The 17,107-nt window shown below is 65.7% G+C and carries 14 protein-coding genes and 3 tRNA genes; 15 read left to right on the top strand and 2 right to left on the bottom strand.

Features of this window, described 5'->3' with window-relative positions:
* The first annotated feature begins 123 nt into the window (after nucleotides 1–123).
* The 5 genes from glpD (at nucleotide 124) to ACFQ4G_RS21220 (ending at nucleotide 4,906) form a co-directional block, all read left to right on the top strand.
* Nucleotides 124–1,650: a glycerol-3-phosphate dehydrogenase gene (gene glpD / locus ACFQ4G_RS21240; RefSeq protein WP_238208702.1), complete on the top strand. Its 1,527-nt coding sequence runs from the start codon at nucleotides 124–126 to the stop codon at nucleotides 1,648–1,650.
* A 34-nt stretch (nucleotides 1,651–1,684) separates the two neighbouring features.
* A complete protein-coding gene (gene glpK / locus ACFQ4G_RS21235; protein ID WP_238208701.1) occupies nucleotides 1,685–3,190 on the top strand; it encodes a glycerol kinase GlpK in 1,506 nt (501 codons plus the stop codon).
* An 82-nt stretch (nucleotides 3,191–3,272) separates the two neighbouring features.
* The gene (locus ACFQ4G_RS21230; RefSeq protein WP_238208700.1) at nucleotides 3,273–4,151 is read left to right on the top strand and encodes an exonuclease domain-containing protein; all 879 of its coding nucleotides are present in this window, start codon (nucleotides 3,273–3,275) and stop codon (nucleotides 4,149–4,151) included.
* 95 nt (nucleotides 4,152–4,246) lie between these two features.
* Nucleotides 4,247–4,501 (top strand): type II toxin-antitoxin system RelE family toxin, encoded by a 255-nt coding sequence (locus ACFQ4G_RS21225; RefSeq protein ID WP_238208699.1) that lies wholly within the window; start codon nucleotides 4,247–4,249, stop codon nucleotides 4,499–4,501.
* 30 nt (nucleotides 4,502–4,531) lie between these two features.
* Nucleotides 4,532–4,906, top strand: a complete 375-nt coding sequence (locus tag ACFQ4G_RS21220; protein WP_238208698.1) for a helix-turn-helix domain-containing protein — start codon at nucleotides 4,532–4,534, stop codon at nucleotides 4,904–4,906.
* Between the two features lie 180 nt (nucleotides 4,907–5,086).
* Here the strand turns inward: ACFQ4G_RS21220 and ACFQ4G_RS21215 are convergent.
* Nucleotides 5,087–5,160: transfer RNA gene (locus tag ACFQ4G_RS21215), tRNA-Cys, on the bottom strand.
* Between the two features lie 208 nt (nucleotides 5,161–5,368).
* Here ACFQ4G_RS21215 and ACFQ4G_RS21210 point away from each other — a divergent pair.
* From ACFQ4G_RS21210 to ACFQ4G_RS21165, 10 genes are all read left to right on the top strand, one after another.
* A tRNA-Asn gene (locus tag ACFQ4G_RS21210) sits at nucleotides 5,369–5,444 on the top strand.
* A gap of 366 nt (nucleotides 5,445–5,810) precedes the next feature.
* A complete protein-coding gene (locus ACFQ4G_RS21205; RefSeq protein ID WP_238208697.1) occupies nucleotides 5,811–7,133 on the top strand; it encodes a glycosyltransferase family 4 protein in 1,323 nt (440 codons plus the stop codon).
* Between the two features lie 397 nt (nucleotides 7,134–7,530).
* Nucleotides 7,531–9,792, top strand: a complete 2,262-nt coding sequence (locus tag ACFQ4G_RS21200; protein ID WP_238208696.1) for a polysaccharide pyruvyl transferase family protein — start codon at nucleotides 7,531–7,533, stop codon at nucleotides 9,790–9,792.
* Between the two features lie 147 nt (nucleotides 9,793–9,939).
* Nucleotides 9,940–11,238, top strand: a complete 1,299-nt coding sequence (locus tag ACFQ4G_RS21195; protein ID WP_379041038.1) for a glycosyltransferase — start codon at nucleotides 9,940–9,942, stop codon at nucleotides 11,236–11,238.
* A 59-nt stretch (nucleotides 11,239–11,297) separates the two neighbouring features.
* Nucleotides 11,298–12,299, top strand: coding sequence for an NAD-dependent epimerase/dehydratase family protein (locus tag ACFQ4G_RS21190; protein ID WP_238208694.1), 1,002 nt, complete (start codon nucleotides 11,298–11,300; stop codon nucleotides 12,297–12,299).
* 157 nt (nucleotides 12,300–12,456) lie between these two features.
* Nucleotides 12,457–13,239, top strand: a complete 783-nt coding sequence (locus ACFQ4G_RS21185) for a hypothetical protein (protein WP_238208693.1) — start codon at nucleotides 12,457–12,459, stop codon at nucleotides 13,237–13,239.
* Nucleotides 13,240–13,250: 11 nt separating this feature from the next.
* A complete protein-coding gene (locus ACFQ4G_RS21180) occupies nucleotides 13,251–13,853 on the top strand; it encodes a hypothetical protein (protein WP_238208692.1) in 603 nt (200 codons plus the stop codon).
* A 93-nt stretch (nucleotides 13,854–13,946) separates the two neighbouring features.
* A tRNA-Ile gene (locus ACFQ4G_RS21175) sits at nucleotides 13,947–14,021 on the top strand.
* 311 nt (nucleotides 14,022–14,332) lie between these two features.
* On the top strand, nucleotides 14,333–16,120 hold the full coding sequence (locus ACFQ4G_RS21170) for an outer membrane beta-barrel protein (RefSeq protein ID WP_238208691.1): 1,788 nt from the start codon (nucleotides 14,333–14,335) through the stop codon (nucleotides 16,118–16,120).
* A 136-nt stretch (nucleotides 16,121–16,256) separates the two neighbouring features.
* Entirely contained in the window at nucleotides 16,257–16,541 is a 285-nt protein-coding gene (locus ACFQ4G_RS21165) for a hypothetical protein (RefSeq protein WP_238208690.1), read from the top strand.
* 129 nt (nucleotides 16,542–16,670) lie between these two features.
* Here ACFQ4G_RS21165 and ACFQ4G_RS21160 read toward each other — a convergent pair.
* Nucleotides 16,671–17,107, bottom strand: a 437-nt coding sequence (locus tag ACFQ4G_RS21160; protein WP_379041032.1) for an AprI/Inh family metalloprotease inhibitor, incomplete at its 5' end; no start/stop codon positions are given.

Raw genomic sequence — 17,107 nt, 5'->3', positions numbered from 1 at the left:
GCTGACGGATCGCTTCGAGGCGAAATCCGCGCCCACCGCGGCGACGAAATACCCTTCATCGCCCGCCGTTGGCCGGCTTCTTCAACACCCTGATAGGAAGCAAAGGCTTCGAAAGGACAGGGCTTGGACCCCACCCACTACGATCTGCTCGTCATCGGCGGCGGCATCAACGGTACGGGCATCGCGCGAGACGCCGCCGGGCGCGGCCTTCGGGTGCTGCTCTGCGAGAGAGGCGATCTCGCCGAATTCACCTCGTCCGCCTCGACGAATCTCATCCATGGCGGGTTGAGATACCTCGAACATTACGAGTTCCGGCTGGTGCGGGAGGCCCTGGCCGAGCGCGGGCGCCTGCTGCGGCTGGCGCCCCACATCATCTGGCCGCTGCGCTTCGTCCTGCCGCATGACGAGGGCCTGCGCCCCGCCTGGATGCTGCGGCTCGGCCTGTTCCTCTACGACCACCTCGCCCGTCTCGGCGCCCTGCCCGGCTCCGCCTCGGTGGCCATGCGACGCTCGGCATTCGGCGCGCCGCTGCAGGAGCGCCTGACACGGGGCTTCGCCTATTCGGATTGCTGGGTCGAGGACAGCCGCCTCGTGGTGCTCAACGCCATGGATGCGCGGGAGCGCGGCGCCGTCATCCGCACCCGCACCGCCGTGGAGACCGCCCGCCGCGACGGGACGGCCTGGGCCGCCACGATCCGCGACGTGGGGACCGGCCGCAGCGAGGCCGTGCGGGCGGGGATGATCGTCAACGCGGCCGGTCCCTGGGTGAGCGAGACCCTGGGGCGCACGCTCGGCCTCGACAGCCGGGCGGCGGTGAGGCTCGTCAAGGGCAGCCACATCGTCGTCGGGCGACTCTATGACGGCGACCACGCCTACATCCTGCAGCAGCCCGACGGGCGCATCGTCTTCGCGATCCCCTACGAGGGCGCCTTCACCCTCATCGGCACCACGGACGTGCCCCATGCCGGCGAAGCCGGGCCCGTCCGCATCTCCGAGGACGAGATTCTCTATCTCTGCGACTGCATCAACCGGTCGTTCCGGGCGCGCATCGGCCCCGACGACGTGGTCTGGAGCTTCTCGGGCGTCCGCCCGCTCTTCGACGACGACGCCGCGGAGGCCTCTGCCGTCACCCGCGACTACGTCCTCGACGTCTCCGACGCGGACGGGCGGCTGCCCGTCCTCTCGGTCTTCGGCGGCAAGATCACCACCTACCGGCGCCTCGCCGAACACGCGCTGGGGAAGCTCGCCCCCTATCGGCCGGGGATGAAGCCCGCCTGGACCGGCGATGCGCCACTGCCGGGCGGCGACATGACGGGCGCCGATTTCGAGGGGTTCCTCGCCGGTCTTACGGCGCGCCGGCCCTTCCTTCCGCCCGCGATGGCGCGGCGCCTCGCCCGGGCCTACGGCACCCGGACGGACGATCTCGTCGGCCCGGCCCGGACCCTCGCCGATCTCGGGACGGAGTTCGGGGCAGGGCTCACCGGGGCCGAGGTGGATTACCTGATCGACCGGGAATGGGCGCGCAGCGCGGAGGACATCCTCTGGCGCCGCTCGAAGCTCGGCCTGCACCTGCCGCCCGAGGGACGGGCGCGGCTCGACGCCTATATGGAGGCCAAGGCCAAATCCGTGTCCGAGCCCGAGGCGGCCTGACCGGGATTCGCGCCATCGAGGAGGGGAGACCGCCATGTCCCGCTATGTCGGTGCGATCGACCAGGGCACGACCAGCACGCGCTTCATCGTCTTCGATCGCGGCGGCGCGATCGTCGCGGTGGCCCAGCGCGAGCACGAGCAGATCTACCCCCGTCCCGGCCATGTGGAGCACGACGCCAACGAGATCTGGCGCAACACCCGGACCGTGATGCGCGAGGCCCTGGAGAAGGCGGGGCTGCAGCCCTCGGACCTCGTCTCCATCGGCATCACCAACCAGCGCGAGACCACGCTGATCTGGGACCGCGCCACCGGGCGGCCGCTCCACAACGCCCTGGTCTGGCAGGATACGCGGGTGGACGGGCTGGTGGCGGGCTTCGCCCGCGACGGCGGCAAGGACCGGTTCCGCGCGGTCACCGGCCTGCCGCTCGCGAGCTACTTCTCCGGCCTCAAGCTCGCCTGGCTCCTCGACCGGGTGCCCGGCGCGCGGGCGGGGGCGGAAGCGGGAGACGTCCTGTTCGGCACCATGGACACCTGGCTCGTCTGGAACCTCACCGGCGGTCCCGAGGGCGGCCTGCACGTCACCGACGCGACCAATGCCAGCCGCACCCAGCTCATGGCCCTCGACAGCCTCGACTGGGATGCCGGGATGATCTCGGCCTTCGCGATCCCGCGGGCGATGCTGCCGCGGATCGTCTCGTCGAGCGCGGTCTACGGCGAGACGGTACGTCCCTTCCCCGGCGTGCCCATCGCCGGCATCCTCGGCGACCAGCAGGCCGCGCTGTTCGGCCAGGCCTGTTTCGCGCCGGGCGAGGCCAAGAACACCTACGGCACCGGCTGCTTCGTGCTGATGAACACCGGCGCGGCGCCGGTGCCCTCCACCCGCGGCCTCGTCACCACCCTCGCCTACCGGCTCGGCGACGCGGCGCCGGTCTATGCCCTCGAAGGCTCGATCGCCATCACCGGCGCCCTGGTCCAGTGGCTGCGCGACAATCTCGGCCTGATCCGCGACAGCGCCGAGATCGAGCCCCTCGCCCGCACGGTGGAGGACAATGGCGACGTGTATTTCGTGCCGGCCTTCTCGGGGCTCTACGCGCCGCATTGGCGCGAGAGCGCCCGCGGCATCATCGCCGGCCTCACCCGCTACGCCAACAAGGGCCATATCGCCCGCGCCGCCCTGGAGGCCACCGCCTACCAGACCCGCGAGGTCATCGAGGCGATGGAGACGGATTCGGGCATTCCCATCACCGAGCTCCGGGCCGATGGCGGCATGGTCGGCAACGACCTCCTGATGCAATTCCAGGCGAGCCTCCTCGCCGTGCCGGTGCTGCGCCCGAAGGTGACGGAGACCACGGCGCTGGGCGCCGCCTACGCGGCGGGCCTCGCCACGGGGTACTGGGCCGGTACCGGCGACCTCGTGGCCAATTGGGGCGTCGACCACCGCTGGCACCCGCGCCTGGACGAGGCCGAGCGCAACCGCCTCTACGCCGCCTGGGGCAAGGCCGTGACGCGCTCGTTCGACTGGACGGACGCGCCGGAATGAGGCGAGCCATCGTCAGCTTCAACTAGTTATGGTTGTATCCTGGTCAGTGCCCGCCTAAGCGGCTCAATGAGAGGGCCAGAGCATGAACTTCATTGCGTTGGACGTCGAAACAGCGAATCCTGATATGGCCAGCATCTGCGCTGTGGGTCTGGTGAGGTTTGAGAACGGGTTGCCGGTATCGGATACGCACTTCCTCGTTGATCCAGAGGACTATTTCGACCCGATGAACGTCGCCATTCATGGCATTACTGCAGAAAAAGTAACAGGTTCTCCTAAAATGGGAGAATTATTGCCGGTGATATCCCGAGCCCTGACGAAAAATGTCGTCATTCATCATCACCACTTTGATCGCACCGCCTTTCAGCGGGCAGCTATAAAGCATAGCCATCCCCCGCTTGACTGTCAGTGGCTCGATACCGTGATGGTCGCTAGAAGGTCGTGGCCTGAATTTGCGGGGTCTGGCGGATACGGATTGCGGAGTCTTGCTAGAGCCTTCGGAATCCAATTCCGCCACCACGATGCACGTGAAGATGCCAGAGCATCTGGGATCATCATGATGCGGGCCATTGCTGATAGCGGTATAGACTTGGATAAATGGACGAAACGAGTTCGCCTTCCAATCAGCGGCATTCCTCATTCCGTAACTTACAGAGCAGGTCAAACGAAAGCCGGGATCGCCGACGGCCCCTTGGCTGGCGAAGTGCTTGTGATGACCGGGACACTTTCGATGTTGAAAAGTGAGATGGCTATTCTGGCTGCCAATGCCGGCTATGCCGTGGCGCCATCGGTAACGAAATTCACCACTCTCTTGGTTGTAGGAGATCAGGACGCCCGGCGCGTAGGCTCCTCTGGGAAAAGCGCCAAGCACATGAAGGCAGAGAAGATGATCGCCGAGGGCCATCCTATCAGGATCATGAGGGAATCAGACTTCCTAGTACTGTTGGCCACCGCCGCGGTCTAGAATGGGACAGTAAGCGATCCATTTTCGAGCACACAGATGGCGTCGACTAGCACTCTGCTATTTCCAAGAGATTAGCGATATGCTACCAAATCGGCATGCGCCGGATCGCTTACAGCAAGGAGGCCATCAAGACGCTGAGCCGGATGCCGGCCAACGTCTCGAAGCTCATCCGCGCGAAGGTGAAGCAATACGCCGACGACCCGGTCTCGCTGGCGAACAATGTCAAGACGCTGCAGGGGCACGACAATCGCCGTCGTCTTCGCGTCGGTGACTGGCGCGTGCTGTTTGCCGAAACCGGCGTGGTCGTCGCCGTCGTGAAGGTTGCCCCGAGAGGAGGAGCCTACGACTGAAACCACGGCCAATGCCAGGAGGGCATGACCATGAACGCTCAGACCATCGTTACCCCTGCGGGGGAGCGCCTCGTTCTCATGTCCGAGGCCGAGTATACCGCGCTCGTCGAGGCCGCCGCAGATGCCGCCGACAATGCGGCGTTCGACCGCTTCGAGAAGCGCCTGGCTTCCGGCGAAGAAGAGCTTGTCCCCTCCGAGATCGCGGACCGCATTCTCGATGGCGAGAACCGTATCCGCGTCTGGCGCGAGCATCGCGGCCTGTCTGCCAAGGCCTTGGCCGAGAAGGCTGGGATCGCGAAGCCCTTCCTCTCTCAGATCGAGACGGGGAAGCGCGAAGGGACCGTCGATACCCTGCGGAAGATTGCCGACGCGCTGAAGCTGACGATCGACGATCTCGTGGGGTGACGGGTGCGGCGTTTGGATTCGATATGATGCCCTCAAGATTGCGATCTCGATGGGCCGCTACGGGATCGGAACCCATCCGTGATGGCGCTTGGGCCAGGACTTCGAATGATTCAGGTGTAGGGTGAGCGAATGCCGCCTCGGCGGGACGCGCGGGAAATCTCAACTGCGCTTAGGGTAGAATGGAGGCCTCGCCCGGAATCGAACCGGGGTGCAAGGATTTGCAGTCCTCTGCGTAACCACTCCGCCACGAGGCCTCTGGCACGTCCCTCTTCGACGAGGGAACGGCGCCGCCGGATCGAGCGGCCGATCCGGGGTGACGGGTCTCTTACAGAGCCCGAGCCCCATCCGCAACGGGGATTCCGCCGCGCCGGCCCGATGCCGTGCGATGCCGCGAACAAAGCCGACAAACATGCCGACGGCCCTTGCATCCTGCGTGAGCCGTGTGTAGAGACCCGGCCGTGGTCCCCGATAGCTCAGTTGGTAGAGCAAGCGACTGTTAATCGCTTTGTCGTAGGTTCGAGTCCTACTCGGGGAGCCAAATACCTGTTCCAGGACGATCCAGTGCCGGACAGGTGACCGACGGTCCAGGCCCGAGCGCTCCCGGCATAGCCCGCTCACCGCGTCCAGTTCCGCTTCTCTTCACACTCCCGCTTCGCCGTCGCGGCCGAAGGGCGTTCCATGTCGCACGGCCGGCTATGCGGGGTTGGTGCGATGCGGTAGCCTCGACCGGTGGGAATCGAAGTGCCATATTTTGGGCGCCAAGTCCTCCCACATGGCCTTTGCGTTTTCGAACAAGCGGGGCGTTTCGAACGATGGCAGAAATCGCTGACTACGGGGGCGGTCAGAGAGCGCTGAATGTCATGCGTGAGTGTTTGTCGATCGTCGAATCCGCGATGCTGGTTCCATGACCGTCGAAAACATCCTGATGGACTACACGGATCTGGTTTCCTTCTTCAAAAGAGGACTTCCGATCACCGGTATCCAGCGCGTCGTCTACGAGATCACCAGCGCGATCCAGGCCGACGATCGCGACTGTGTCATCACCCCCATCGGCATCACACCGTTCAAGAGGCGGCTCGCCCCCATCGGCGCCCCGATGCTGGAACTCATCGAGGCCTATGGCCGGACCAACACGGTTCAGGGCCGCTCCCTCGTCGCCAAGGCGGTGGAGGAGCTGAGCTACGTCCGCATCTTCAAGGGCCAGGCCGCCGCCGCCGCCGACATCTCCATGCCCCGGGCCAACCAGTGGCTGGTCATGCTCGGGGCGAGCTGGTCGCGCTCGAACTACGCCGGCATCGTCAGCGCGTTGAAATCCGCCGATATCGCGTGCCGCAAGGCGGTCCTCGTCCACGACATGCTGCCGATCGAGCGGCCGAAGCTCACCTTCCGGTCGGCGCACGCGACTTTCAAGCGCTGGATCGACCTCGTCCTCGAGACGGCGGACGTGATCTTCACGCCCTCCCACGCCACCGCCGAGGCCCTGATCGCCTATCAGGGATTCGATTGCGGGCGGATCGTGACGCTCGATTTCGGCGTGTCGCAGATCGGCGACAACACCCCGCCCAAACCGCTCAAGGTGGCCCAGCCCTACATCCTCTACGTCTCCTCCGTGCATCCGCGGAAGAACCATCGGGTCGTCATCAAGGCCTGGTCGCTGGCCTTCAAGGGCCGGGAACAGGAGGCCCCGAGCCTCGTCTGCGTCGGGCACAGCAAGCGCAAGAAGCGGATGATGCTGCGGGCCATCGTGCGCCGGACGCCGCTGGCCAGGAAGCTCCACTTCCTCGCCAAGGTCGACGATCTGGCGTTGCGGACCCTCTACAAGAATTGCCAGATGTTCGTGTTCCCGTCCCGATACGAGGGCTGGGGCCTGCCGGTCGCCGAGGCCCTGAGCTTCGGCAAGTTCGGCATCGTCTCGAGGACCACCTCCCTGCCCGAGGTCGGCCAGCATTTCGTCGATTACGCCACGCCCCACATGCCGCGCGAATGGGCCGACAAGATCCGGGCCTACGCGACCGATCCGGAACTGCTGCGCCAGAAGGAGCGCGAGATCGACAGGAACTTCCGGCCGACCAAGTGGACGGAGACCGGGCGGCAGGTCGTGTCGGCCCTGCAGCGGTTCGACGAGCGGGCCGGGACCGGCCGGACGGTGAAGCAGCCGGCACCGCCGCGCCGCGTCGTGTCGCCCTCGGAGGGCGCGAGGCAGCGCGTCACGCAGTCCGCGCCGTGATGCCGGAGGCTCGCGCCGACCGGTGCCGGGACGGATGCGGGACGGGAGGTTTCCCGCCCTGCGGTCATGCCATTGCCGCCACATCCCGCCCTGGACACCCTGGGGAATCCGCCTTAATCAGACGCACCAATGACTTGAGGGGGTCGACGGGCTTGGTATCGGGCATGCAAATGCGGAATAAACCGAGCGTCCACCGTCGGGCCCGTCTCGATGATGTCGTCGAGACGAAGCGCGTATAGTCGATAGAGCGTCGATGTCATTTGTGCGTGGCCGTTCCCTCGGCTGCGATGGGAGGAGCACATGAGCATCGGTTCCATCGATGCTCGCGGGTCCGGACCATGCCATGACGATGCGATCATTGTTTTCGTTTAGAAAATCAAAGAGCAAGGACGTGATCATGGCGACATCCATCACCCGGCACGTGCGCGAGAAAGGCGAGATTCCTCTGGCCTGGGCCGGTTCGACCCTGGACATGAACTATCTCAACTTCGGCGATGCCCTGAGCCCGGTGATGATCGCGCTGCTGTCGGGCAAGCCGATCCGCAGGGCGCCGATGAAATCCTTCGGGCCCCGCCTCGCCTGCGTCGGCACGATCGGGCACGGATTCGCCAACGGCGAGGTCTGGTTCTGGGGCACGGGCTGCTCGAACTGGGCCAACCCGTCGGCACCCGCGGCGGAGAAGAAGCCGTTCGTCCCCTCGGCGGAATCGCATTTCACCGTCACCGCGACCCGCGGACCGGTCTCGGAATCGCTCCTCTCGGCCAAGACGCTGTCGCATGCGGTGCCCTACGGCGATCCGGTCTGGCTGCTGCCCCGGTTCTACAAGCCGACGGTCAAGAAGCGCTACAAGCTCGGCGTCATCCTGCACCTGTCGGAGCTCGCCAACCGCGAGATGGAGGCCGTGCCGCGCAAGGAGATCGCGCGCTTCAGGATCCCCGCCGAGCTCGCCGACGACATCCATCTCATCACCACCGTCACCGAGCTGCATGTCGGCGCCCTGCAATCGAAGATCGACGAGATCCTCTCCTGCGAGCGCATCGTCTCCACCAGCCTCCACGGCATGGTGATCGCGGAATCCTACGGCATCCCCTGCCTGTATTTCGCCCCGAGCCTGCCGAAGGACGGGCTGCAATCGGTGGAACTCGTCCCCGGTGGCGACGTCGACCTGCGCATCGTCGATCTCTATACCGGCCTCGGCCTGCCGAAGATCGACGTGTTCAACCAGCCCCGCGCCAAGCCGAGCGACTGGCCCGCGATCATGAAGGCGATCGACCAGACCTGGTCGCCCAAGAGCTTCGACGGCGATGCCCTGATCAACGCCTTCCCCGTCGATCTCAGCCCGATCTCCGCCGCCCCCGGCGAGACGATCTGGGAGCACAAGGCCCTCACCGACCTGAAGCTGCGCCACGATGTCGGCGAGCTGAACCGAGTCGACCGCAAGGAATTCCCGGGAGGCGCCAAGGTGGCCGCCGCCCGATTTCCTGACGAACCTGCCAAGGGCGCTCCCGAGCCGGCTGCCAAATCTGGCGCTGCCAAATCTGGCGCTGCCAAGCCTGGCGCTGAAAAGCCTGTGGTCGGGAAGACCGCTCGCGAGCCGGCTGGCGAAGACGCTGGCCTGGCCTCTGCGGCGGCGGTAGAAAAAAAAAAGAGCTCCGCCGCGCTCCTGAAGCGCATTAAATCGACGCTGCCGCCCGGCTCGGTTCCCCTGGCCTGGGCGGCCAGCTCGAAGAAGTTCCCCTACGCCAATTTCGGCGACGCGCTGAGCGCCGTCATGGTCGCCTCGATCTCCGGGCGCGTCGTGCGGCACGCGGCCTTCGACAGCGATTCCGAGCGCCTCGTGGCGGTCGGAACCATCGGCCATGCGGTGAGCAACGGCACGCTCCACATGTGGGGCACCGGCCTCGACGCGCAGCGCTGCCCCGGCAATCCGAACCCGGCCCCGTACCAGCGGCCGGCCGGCACCGAGTTCCACGTCCATGCCGTGCGCGGGCCCAAGACCGGCGCCGTGCTGAGGGCGCAGGGCATCGCGGTGCCGGAGATCTACGGCGATCCCGTCTACCTGCTGCCCAGGCTCTGGCCCATGGACCACGTGGCCAAGACCCATGAGATCGGCGTCATCGTCCACCTGACCGAACTGGCCTCGCAGGACCCCGCCGCCACGGTCCTCGACGTGATGACGCGCTACGGCATCCCGCCCGAGCGCAAGGGCGACATCCGGATCATCAACACGATCACCGAGCGCGATACCCCGTCGCTCCGCGCCAAGGTCGAGGAGATCGTGTCCTGCCGGCACATCCTCTCCACCTCGCTCCACGGCCTCGTGATCGCGGAATGCTACGGCATTCCCTGTGCATGGTTCGCCACCTACGGCGCGGGCGAGGGCCGCGAACTCAAGCTCGACGACGATGCGGAGAAGGTCGATCACCGTGTGCGGGACTTCTATCTCGGGGCCGGCGTGACCCGGCTCAACGCCTTCTGCCTGGAGCGGCGCGCCAAGCCGGAATGGGACAAGGCGCTGGACTGGATCAAGGCCACGTGGCGGCCGCTGACCTACTCGCCCGAAGGCCTGTTCGAGGCCTTCCCGCTGCCGAAGGCGGTCGCGTTCGAGGCCGCGCCCTGGCCCGTCGAACCGAGGGTGCTCAAGGCGCTCAAGTTCTAGAGCACGGCCCGCACGCGGGACGAGGGAGCCCGAGACGGGGGACCGGAGCGTCGGGACGATGACGACGTCCGGTCCGACTCCCTCATCCGTGTCGCCAACGACCCATCGCAGAACCATCCGAGGAAGTCCGGAATGCCTAAAAGTGTGATGTTGGATGGGTACAATCTCGGCCTGGAGAAGGGGACGGGCGTCGCCACCTACGCCCGCAACCTGAGCTACGAGCTGCACGAGCTCGGCTACCGGACCGACGTCCTCTACGGGACCCGCGCCTCGCCGGGCATCGACCCGCTGCTGCGCGAGATCTCGTTCTTCGATCCGGCGGTGGGTGTCCCGCCGCAATGGCTGGTGATCCTGCGCTACATCCGCGACCAGCTGACCTCGCCCCTTGGGCGGCGGGCGGTGAAGGTGCCGATCACCGGCACCGTCATCAGCAAGACGTTCGAAGCGCGGATGCCGTATTTCGACCAGATCTGGAACAGCGTGAACCTGTTCGACGTCGCGCTCGCCTATTTCAAGACCTACAACCGCACCCTGCGCGTCAGCGGCCTGCGCACGCCCGACATCATGCACTGGACCTATCCGCTGCCGATCCGGGTTCCGGGCGCCAAGAACATCTACACCCTGCACGACCTCGTGCCCCTGCGCCTGCCCTTCACCACCGGCGACATCAAGCGGCGCTACCTGCGCCTGATGCGGCGCATCGTGAAGGATGCCGACCACATCGTCACCGTGTCCGAGACCTCGCGCCGCGACATCATCAACCTGCTCGGCTGCCCCGAGCACCGGATCACCAACACCTACCAGTCGGTGGAAATCCCGAAGAAGTTCGCCGAGAAGCCCGAAGACGTGGTCCGCCGCGAGATCGAGGGCGCCTTCGGACTGCCCTACAAGGGCTATTTCCTGTTCTTCGGCGCCATCGAGCCCAAGAAGAACGTCGGCCGCCTCGTCGAGGCCTATCTCGCGAGCCAGGTCTCGGCGCCCCTCGTCATCGTCGGCGGCGCGGCCTGGAAGTCGGATGTCGAGTTCAAGTTCATCAATCCGACGACGAACTCGTATCTCGAGCAGATCGACAACATGACCTACCAGCGCGACCGCATCCGGCGGTTCGACTACGCGCCGTTCTCGCTCCTCGTCAGCCTTATCCGCGGTGCCAAGGGCGTGGTGTTCCCCTCCCTCTACGAAGGCTTCGGCCTGCCGGTGCTGGAGGCCATGCTGCTCGGCACGCCGGTCATCACCTCCAAGGAGGGCTCGACGCCGGAAGTCGCGGGTGACGCCGCGCTGCTGATCAACCCCTACGACGCCCGCGACATCGCCGATGCGATCCGTGCGGTGGATTCGGATGCGGACCTGCGCGGGCGCCTCTCCGAGATGGGCAAGGTCCAGGCGGCGAAATACAGCCCCGAGATCTATCGCGGGCGCCTCAAGGAACTGTACGACCGGCTCTGAACGGACCTTTCCGGACCGCCTCCCGGCGGTCCGGGCGACGGTGAGGCCTCGACCCGACAATGGCGATTCTCCTGACCGGAGCGGCGGGCTTCATCGGCTACCACGTGGCCGACCGCCTGCTCGCGCGCGGCGAGACCGTGATCGGCATCGACAATCTCAACGACTATTATCCGGTGACGCTCAAGCGCGACCGGATCGCCGATCTCGAGGAGCGCCGGGGCGACGCGTTCCGCTTCCTCACCCTCGACTTCTCCGATCACGAGGCCCTGGACAGGGGGCTCGACGGGCACGCGATCGACCGGATCGTCCATCTCGGCGCGCAGGCCGGGGTGCGCTACTCCATCGAGAACCCGCGCGCCTACATCCAGGCCAACGTGGTCGGCCATCTCAACATCCTGGAATTCGCGCGCCACCGGGCGGTGTCGCACCTGGCCTACGCCTCGTCCTCCTCGGTCTATGGCGGCAATACCTCTCTTCCCTTCCGGGTCGAGGACCGCGTCGACCATCCGGTCTCGCTCTACGCCGCCACCAAGAAGGCGGACGAACTGATGAGCGAGACCTACGCCCATCTCCATCGCCTGCCCCAGACCGGCCTGCGCTTCTTCACCGTCTACGGGCCCTGGGGGCGGCCCGACATGGCCCTGTGGCTGTTCACGAAGGCGATCTTCGCGGGCGAGCCGATCCGCGTGTTCAACGACGGGGCGATGCGGCGCGACTTCACCTATATCGACGACATCGTCGCCGGCATCCTCGCCTGCCTCGACAACCCGCCCGCCGATGACGGCGCCGAGAAGGCGGGCGGCAGCCATGCGCCGCACCGGATCTACAACATCGGCAACAACACGTCCGTGCCGCTCCTGCGCATGATCGACGTGCTGGAGGAAGCCTGCGGACGGCCCGCGATCCGCCGGGCCGAGCCGATGCAGCCCGGCGACGTGCGGGAGACCTACGCCGATCTCGGCGCCATCGCCCGCGACCTCGGCTACGCCCCGACGACGCCGATCGAGATCGGCATTCCCGCCTTCGTGCGCTGGTTCAAGGCCTATCACCGCCTCGGCTGACGTCACCGGGCGGCTCTCTGCATTAAGAGAACGCCAATTCAGATGCACCTAAGCCGCTGAAACTATTAATGGTCGTTCTTAGCCGTCCCCGATGTCTCTCACGGCGAGCTGCGAAAAAACACGCTCGGTCTTAATTCCAACGGGCATATTGCCGTTCGTGAATTTTGCTCTCTATAATTTCCGTATGGATATCCGCTGGTTTTCCGATGAAGCGCGAGATTGCTCCGCTGAATGGCGCGCAACCCTTGTGTCTGCCGATGCGTGGCAGCAGATTGGTCAAGCTGGAGCGGCTGGCGGAGAAGCCGAAGGTTTCTTTGTCCAGTGTGGATCTGTTGAAGGCTATGCCAAGGACTCAGGAGGCGCGTTTCGCGCTGCCCACGAAAAAATCGCCTCGGACTTAGCATTCGATCTTGGGCTTCCGGTGCCGCCTTTGGTGCTATGGGAGGACGGTGCCGCACGTCGGGCTGTTTCTCGCCTACCATTTACTGCCGCATTTAAATGGGATCATGCTCGACAGGCGCCAAGCGCGGTAACGCGAATGATGCCAGCGTTGACGCAAGCGGCGTCCGCGATGGTGGCTTTTGATAGCTGGGTAGAGAACATTGATCGGATCAATGGGGGGAACATGATCGTATCGTTGGCGCTCCCCCAAGGCTTTGGGTGTGCGTACATCGATTACGCGTTCTCATTGTCGCACGGCTGGGGATGTGCGCCAGCGAACCCCACCTCTATACGCAGAGGACCATATCCAGAGGAAGTGATAGTCGACGGCGCAATTCTCGCTGAAACGGTGTTCGCGATTGAGAAGCTGCCGTCAACCACGATCGAAGAAATCGTGCGTCGGATACCCGACGCATTCATGGAAGAACAGCGCCGAGAGAACATCGTAGCGAGTCTCGTCACACGGCGCGATCAGCTGCGCAGTTCTCTTGGCCTGTAAGGAGAGACGTCATGCCTGCAAAGGACACGGTCCACTTCTCATACGTGGAGTACCGGCCTAACCCCGCCCGGCCCGAGGGCGCGATCCCACTTGGGCTCGTTATTGAGTTTGTTCGATCGGACGCTTGGGTGGTTGGCTTAGCTATGCGCTCCGAAGTTCCGAAAAGTCTGTTGGGGGGGATGGATCTCCTATCTCGAGAGCTGGCTGATAGCCGCATTCAGTTGATGCGTGAGGAAGTCGGCAAAGCCCGCGAGCTAGCAAAAAACCCAGGAGACGTTCTGCGGTTCTTGGCCGAGGCCAATCCGTGGTCGCTCCACGTTAAGCCTCCTTGCGAATTTCAGGCAGACGCCAACGAAAAGTACGATAACTTTACTATCGAAAAGATAGCTGAAAAGTATGTACTTGAGCTCTATGCGCGAAAATTGGCGCTGCCGGCAGCGGATGTGGCCAGCGAGCATCAGCATGCACCATCTTATTCGGTGATAGGGCACGCTCCAGTTGTTATGCCTGAAACAAATTTATATGCCGATCAATCTCGTCATGCGGACGTACCACCTGCTTGGATGCTTCCCCCGACTGTCTGGATCAATCCAAGAAGCGGCTCCGGTCGGTAGTCATCCGATTACATGGACCCTGGAGGCCTACGCCTTATGGAAAGCGTTTTCCGGCCTTGCAGTAACGATACTTTGGTCCCAACTCCCGTTGATGCTCGCATAGTTTAACGGTGAGAACGCGGGGTCGATACCTTCGTGGCAGGGGTTCGGCTCCTCTTGCGAGCGCCATTTTCAATCCAGTTAAGCCCGGCCGCCGTCATGGCGTGCCGGGCTTTTTGTTCTTTTCGCGGGAACGTCCGACCCGAAAGGTACCGGGGGTGGGAATGACCTTTGCCGATGTCGACGGCTCGACTTTAAGACAACGCTAACCCTGTTCTTTTACCACGTTGAGGTCGGCGAAGGCCGTCCTCACGAGGGTGCCGCGCGGTCTCGATCGCGGTGTCCGGTGTGACGGACCTTCACCGCCACGTCCGTCGCGCCGGTCCCGGGATGCGCGAGCGGATGGCCGTGTTCACCCCTCCGCGGAGAGACATTCATCCGTGACGCGTGCAGGGCCGATCGCTGGATGGCGCAAGGGAGGGCTTCACGGCCTGGTCCTGACGGCCGCCATCGCCCTGCCGGGGGCAGAGTCCCTGGCCCAGGCGATCCCGACCCCGTCCAACCAGACCCTCTCCAACCGGGGGACGCGGCCCGGCACGGCAACTTTCGGCAGCAGCAACCCCTCCTCCGCGTCCGGAGCCTCGAGCGAGGGCGGCCCGACCCTGCGCGGCAGCGGCGCGTCCGGCGACGCCTCCACGGGGGCGCTCTCCCCCATCGACGATTCCGCCTCGCAGATGGGGGACGGCCCGTCCAGCGCCCCTGCCCGGCCGCGGTCCCGCGCCCCGGTGCCGAGCGCGACCACCAGAGCCGGCAACAACCGGACGCTCACCGACATCCTGCGCCAGCGCGCGATCCCGCCGCGCCGCTTCGGCCTCGCCACGGTGCGGCCGGTCCGCGCCATCGTGCAGACGCCGCCGCCGGACCTGCGCCTCACGCCGGTGATCCGCAGCGCCGTTGTCGGCGCGCCATTGCCGACCCCGTCCCCCGCCCCGCCTCTGCCACCCTCCCTGACCCTGCTGCCGCTCGCCGGGATCAGCACGCCGGGTGCGTTCCTCGGCGCGGCCCTGCGCCAGCCGCTCGCGGTGGACCAGGCCTACGCCCCCCTCGGCGTGAAGGTCGGCACCTTCACCTTCCTGCCGGTGTTCCAGCAGAGCGTCGGCTACGACACCAATCCTGACCAGATCACCGCCAACCGCGCCAAGGGATCCCTGGCCCTGCGCACCGAGGGCGAGCTCGCCTTCCGCAGCGACTGGTCCAACCATGAGCTCGCGGGCGAATTGCGCGGCGGCTATCTCGACTTTCCCGACAACCAGGCCGCCAGCCGGCCCAACGGCGCCGGCGCGGTCCGCCTGCGCCTCGATGCCAACCGCAGCACCAGCATCGACGTGGAGACCCGCTTCCTCGTCGACACGCAGCGGCCCGGCTCGCCGGACATCAACGCGACCCTGTCGAACCGCCCGATCGTGGCGAGCTACGGCACGACGATCGGCGTCACCGAGACCTTCAACCGGCTGCAGGTCTCCCTGCGGGGCCTCATCGACCGGAGCGAGTTCGAGAACGCGGCGCTGTCGAACGGCGCGGTGCTGAACCAGAGCGACCGCAACCTGAACCAGTACGGCCTGCGGCTGCGCGTCGCCTACGAGATCTCGCCCACCATCACGCCCTTCGTCGATGTCCTGGCCGATACCCGGGTCTACGACCTGCGCACCGATTCCAACGGCATCCGGCGCGATTCCGACGGCGTCACCCTGACGGGCGGCGCGCGCGTGGCCCTCACCCGCTTCATCAGCGGAGAGGTCTCCGCGGGCCTCCAGCACCGGACCTATGTCGATCCGAGCCTGAAGGACCTTACCGCCCCCATCGTCAACGCGGCGCTGATCTGGACGGCGAGCCCGCTCACCACCGTGCGGCTCAACGCGACCACCGGCATCATCGAGACCGCGATCCCCGGATCGAGCGGCGTGCTGACCCAGGCGGCCACCCTGGAGGTCCAGCACGACCTGCTGCGCAACCTGTCGATCACGCTGGGCGCCGGCTACCTCGCCAGCGACTACGACCGGGTGAACATCACCGAGCGCGGCTTCTCGGCCACCGCCCGGCTCGATTACCGCTTCAACCGCTGGCTCTCCCTGCGCGGCAGCTACATCTACCAGCAGATCGACAGCAGCTCCGCCGGATCGAGCTTCAGCGCCAATACCTGGCTGCTGGGGCTGCGGGTGAGCCCCTGAGAGGGCGCCTTTTGCGAGACCCGCCTGGACTTGCGATCGAGGCAGGGTCGAGGATGTGCGGATGAGAGCGTTCTGGGACGATTGCGGAAACGGCGTGAGCTCCGATCACCCCAGAACGGTCGACCTTCGAGAGGCCATGACGCTCTGGTCCGACGAAGTCCGCGGCGTTGAAGGCAACTTCCTCGGGCTCATCGACGGCCGGGACAGGACGATCCAGTTTCTGTTCGAGGCCGGTGTTCCCGATGACGTCGACGATGCCGGCCATCTCCGAATCGTCCTGATGGACTTTCCGCAACCGGAACTGAGCGGGTCCTATAGCAGACGGGTCGCCATCGGCGAGGTTCATCGACTGATCGAGATCGCGTTCAGAACCGGGGCGGACCATCGTCAATTCGGCGAACTGATCTTCACGGCCTGGTAGCGGTCCGGCCGCATCCGGCTCTCACCAGAGGCGCACCTGGACATCGTCATCGTGCCCGCTTCCGGACGGAAGATCGGCTCTCCATCCGTCACGGGCGTTCGGGATGGGTGTGCATGCCGGGCTCTCGCCCTACCGCGCCAATGCCAGCGAGGCGCCCGACTTCGAGAGCGCTCCGTCCAGGGCTCCGCCGCCCTGGCGCAGGCGGGCCGTCACGGTGCCGCCGGGCTGGTAGAGATAGACCTCGCCGTCGCGGTAATCCCAGGCGGTGACCTTGGCGAGGTCCTTGTTGGCGCAGCCGGAGGCATTGGCCTTGTAGAGGTCGAGGGCGGGGGCGCTGGACAGGGAGACCTTGCAGGTCGCGCCCGTGGCGTCCTTGGCGTTCCAGCTTCCCACCACCGAGGAGCGGCCGCTCGACACGACCGGCGGCGCGGGCGGCGGCACGTAGGTCGGCTCGGCGATCACGGGCGTCGAGGGGGTCACGGCGACGTCCGTTCCCACCGGCGGGGGGCCGTCGATGGGGGCCGCGCTGGCGCCGGGCGGGGGCGCGAGGGGAGCGGAGGTCACCG

This window comes from Methylobacterium marchantiae, from assembly GCF_042679825.1.
Lineage (GTDB): Bacteria > Pseudomonadota > Alphaproteobacteria > Rhizobiales > Beijerinckiaceae > Methylobacterium > Methylobacterium marchantiae.
Note: the sequence above shows the minus strand (reverse complement) of the source record. Positions and strands in the feature narration are given on the sequence as shown.

Bases quoted from the DNA above. Each gene is read 5' to 3' on its own strand.
- glpK (WP_238208701.1), top strand. From the start codon at position 1,685: ATGTCCCGCTATGTCGGTGCGATCGACCAGGGCACGACCAGCACGCGC.
- ACFQ4G_RS21230 (WP_238208700.1), top strand. From the start codon at position 3,273: ATGAACTTCATTGCGTTGGACGTCGAAACAGCGAATCCTGATATGGCC.
- ACFQ4G_RS21225 (WP_238208699.1), top strand. From the start codon at position 4,247: ATGCGCCGGATCGCTTACAGCAAGGAGGCCATCAAGACGCTGAGCCGG.
- ACFQ4G_RS21220 (WP_238208698.1), top strand. From the start codon at position 4,532: ATGAACGCTCAGACCATCGTTACCCCTGCGGGGGAGCGCCTCGTTCTC.
- ACFQ4G_RS21205 (WP_238208697.1), top strand. From the start codon at position 5,811: ATGACCGTCGAAAACATCCTGATGGACTACACGGATCTGGTTTCCTTC.
- ACFQ4G_RS21200 (WP_238208696.1), top strand. From the start codon at position 7,531: ATGGCGACATCCATCACCCGGCACGTGCGCGAGAAAGGCGAGATTCCT.
- ACFQ4G_RS21195 (WP_379041038.1), top strand. From the start codon at position 9,940: ATGTTGGATGGGTACAATCTCGGCCTGGAGAAGGGGACGGGCGTCGCC.
- ACFQ4G_RS21190 (WP_238208694.1), top strand. From the start codon at position 11,298: ATGGCGATTCTCCTGACCGGAGCGGCGGGCTTCATCGGCTACCACGTG.
- ACFQ4G_RS21180 (WP_238208692.1), top strand. From the start codon at position 13,251: ATGCCTGCAAAGGACACGGTCCACTTCTCATACGTGGAGTACCGGCCT.
- ACFQ4G_RS21165 (WP_238208690.1), top strand. From the start codon at position 16,257: ATGACGCTCTGGTCCGACGAAGTCCGCGGCGTTGAAGGCAACTTCCTC.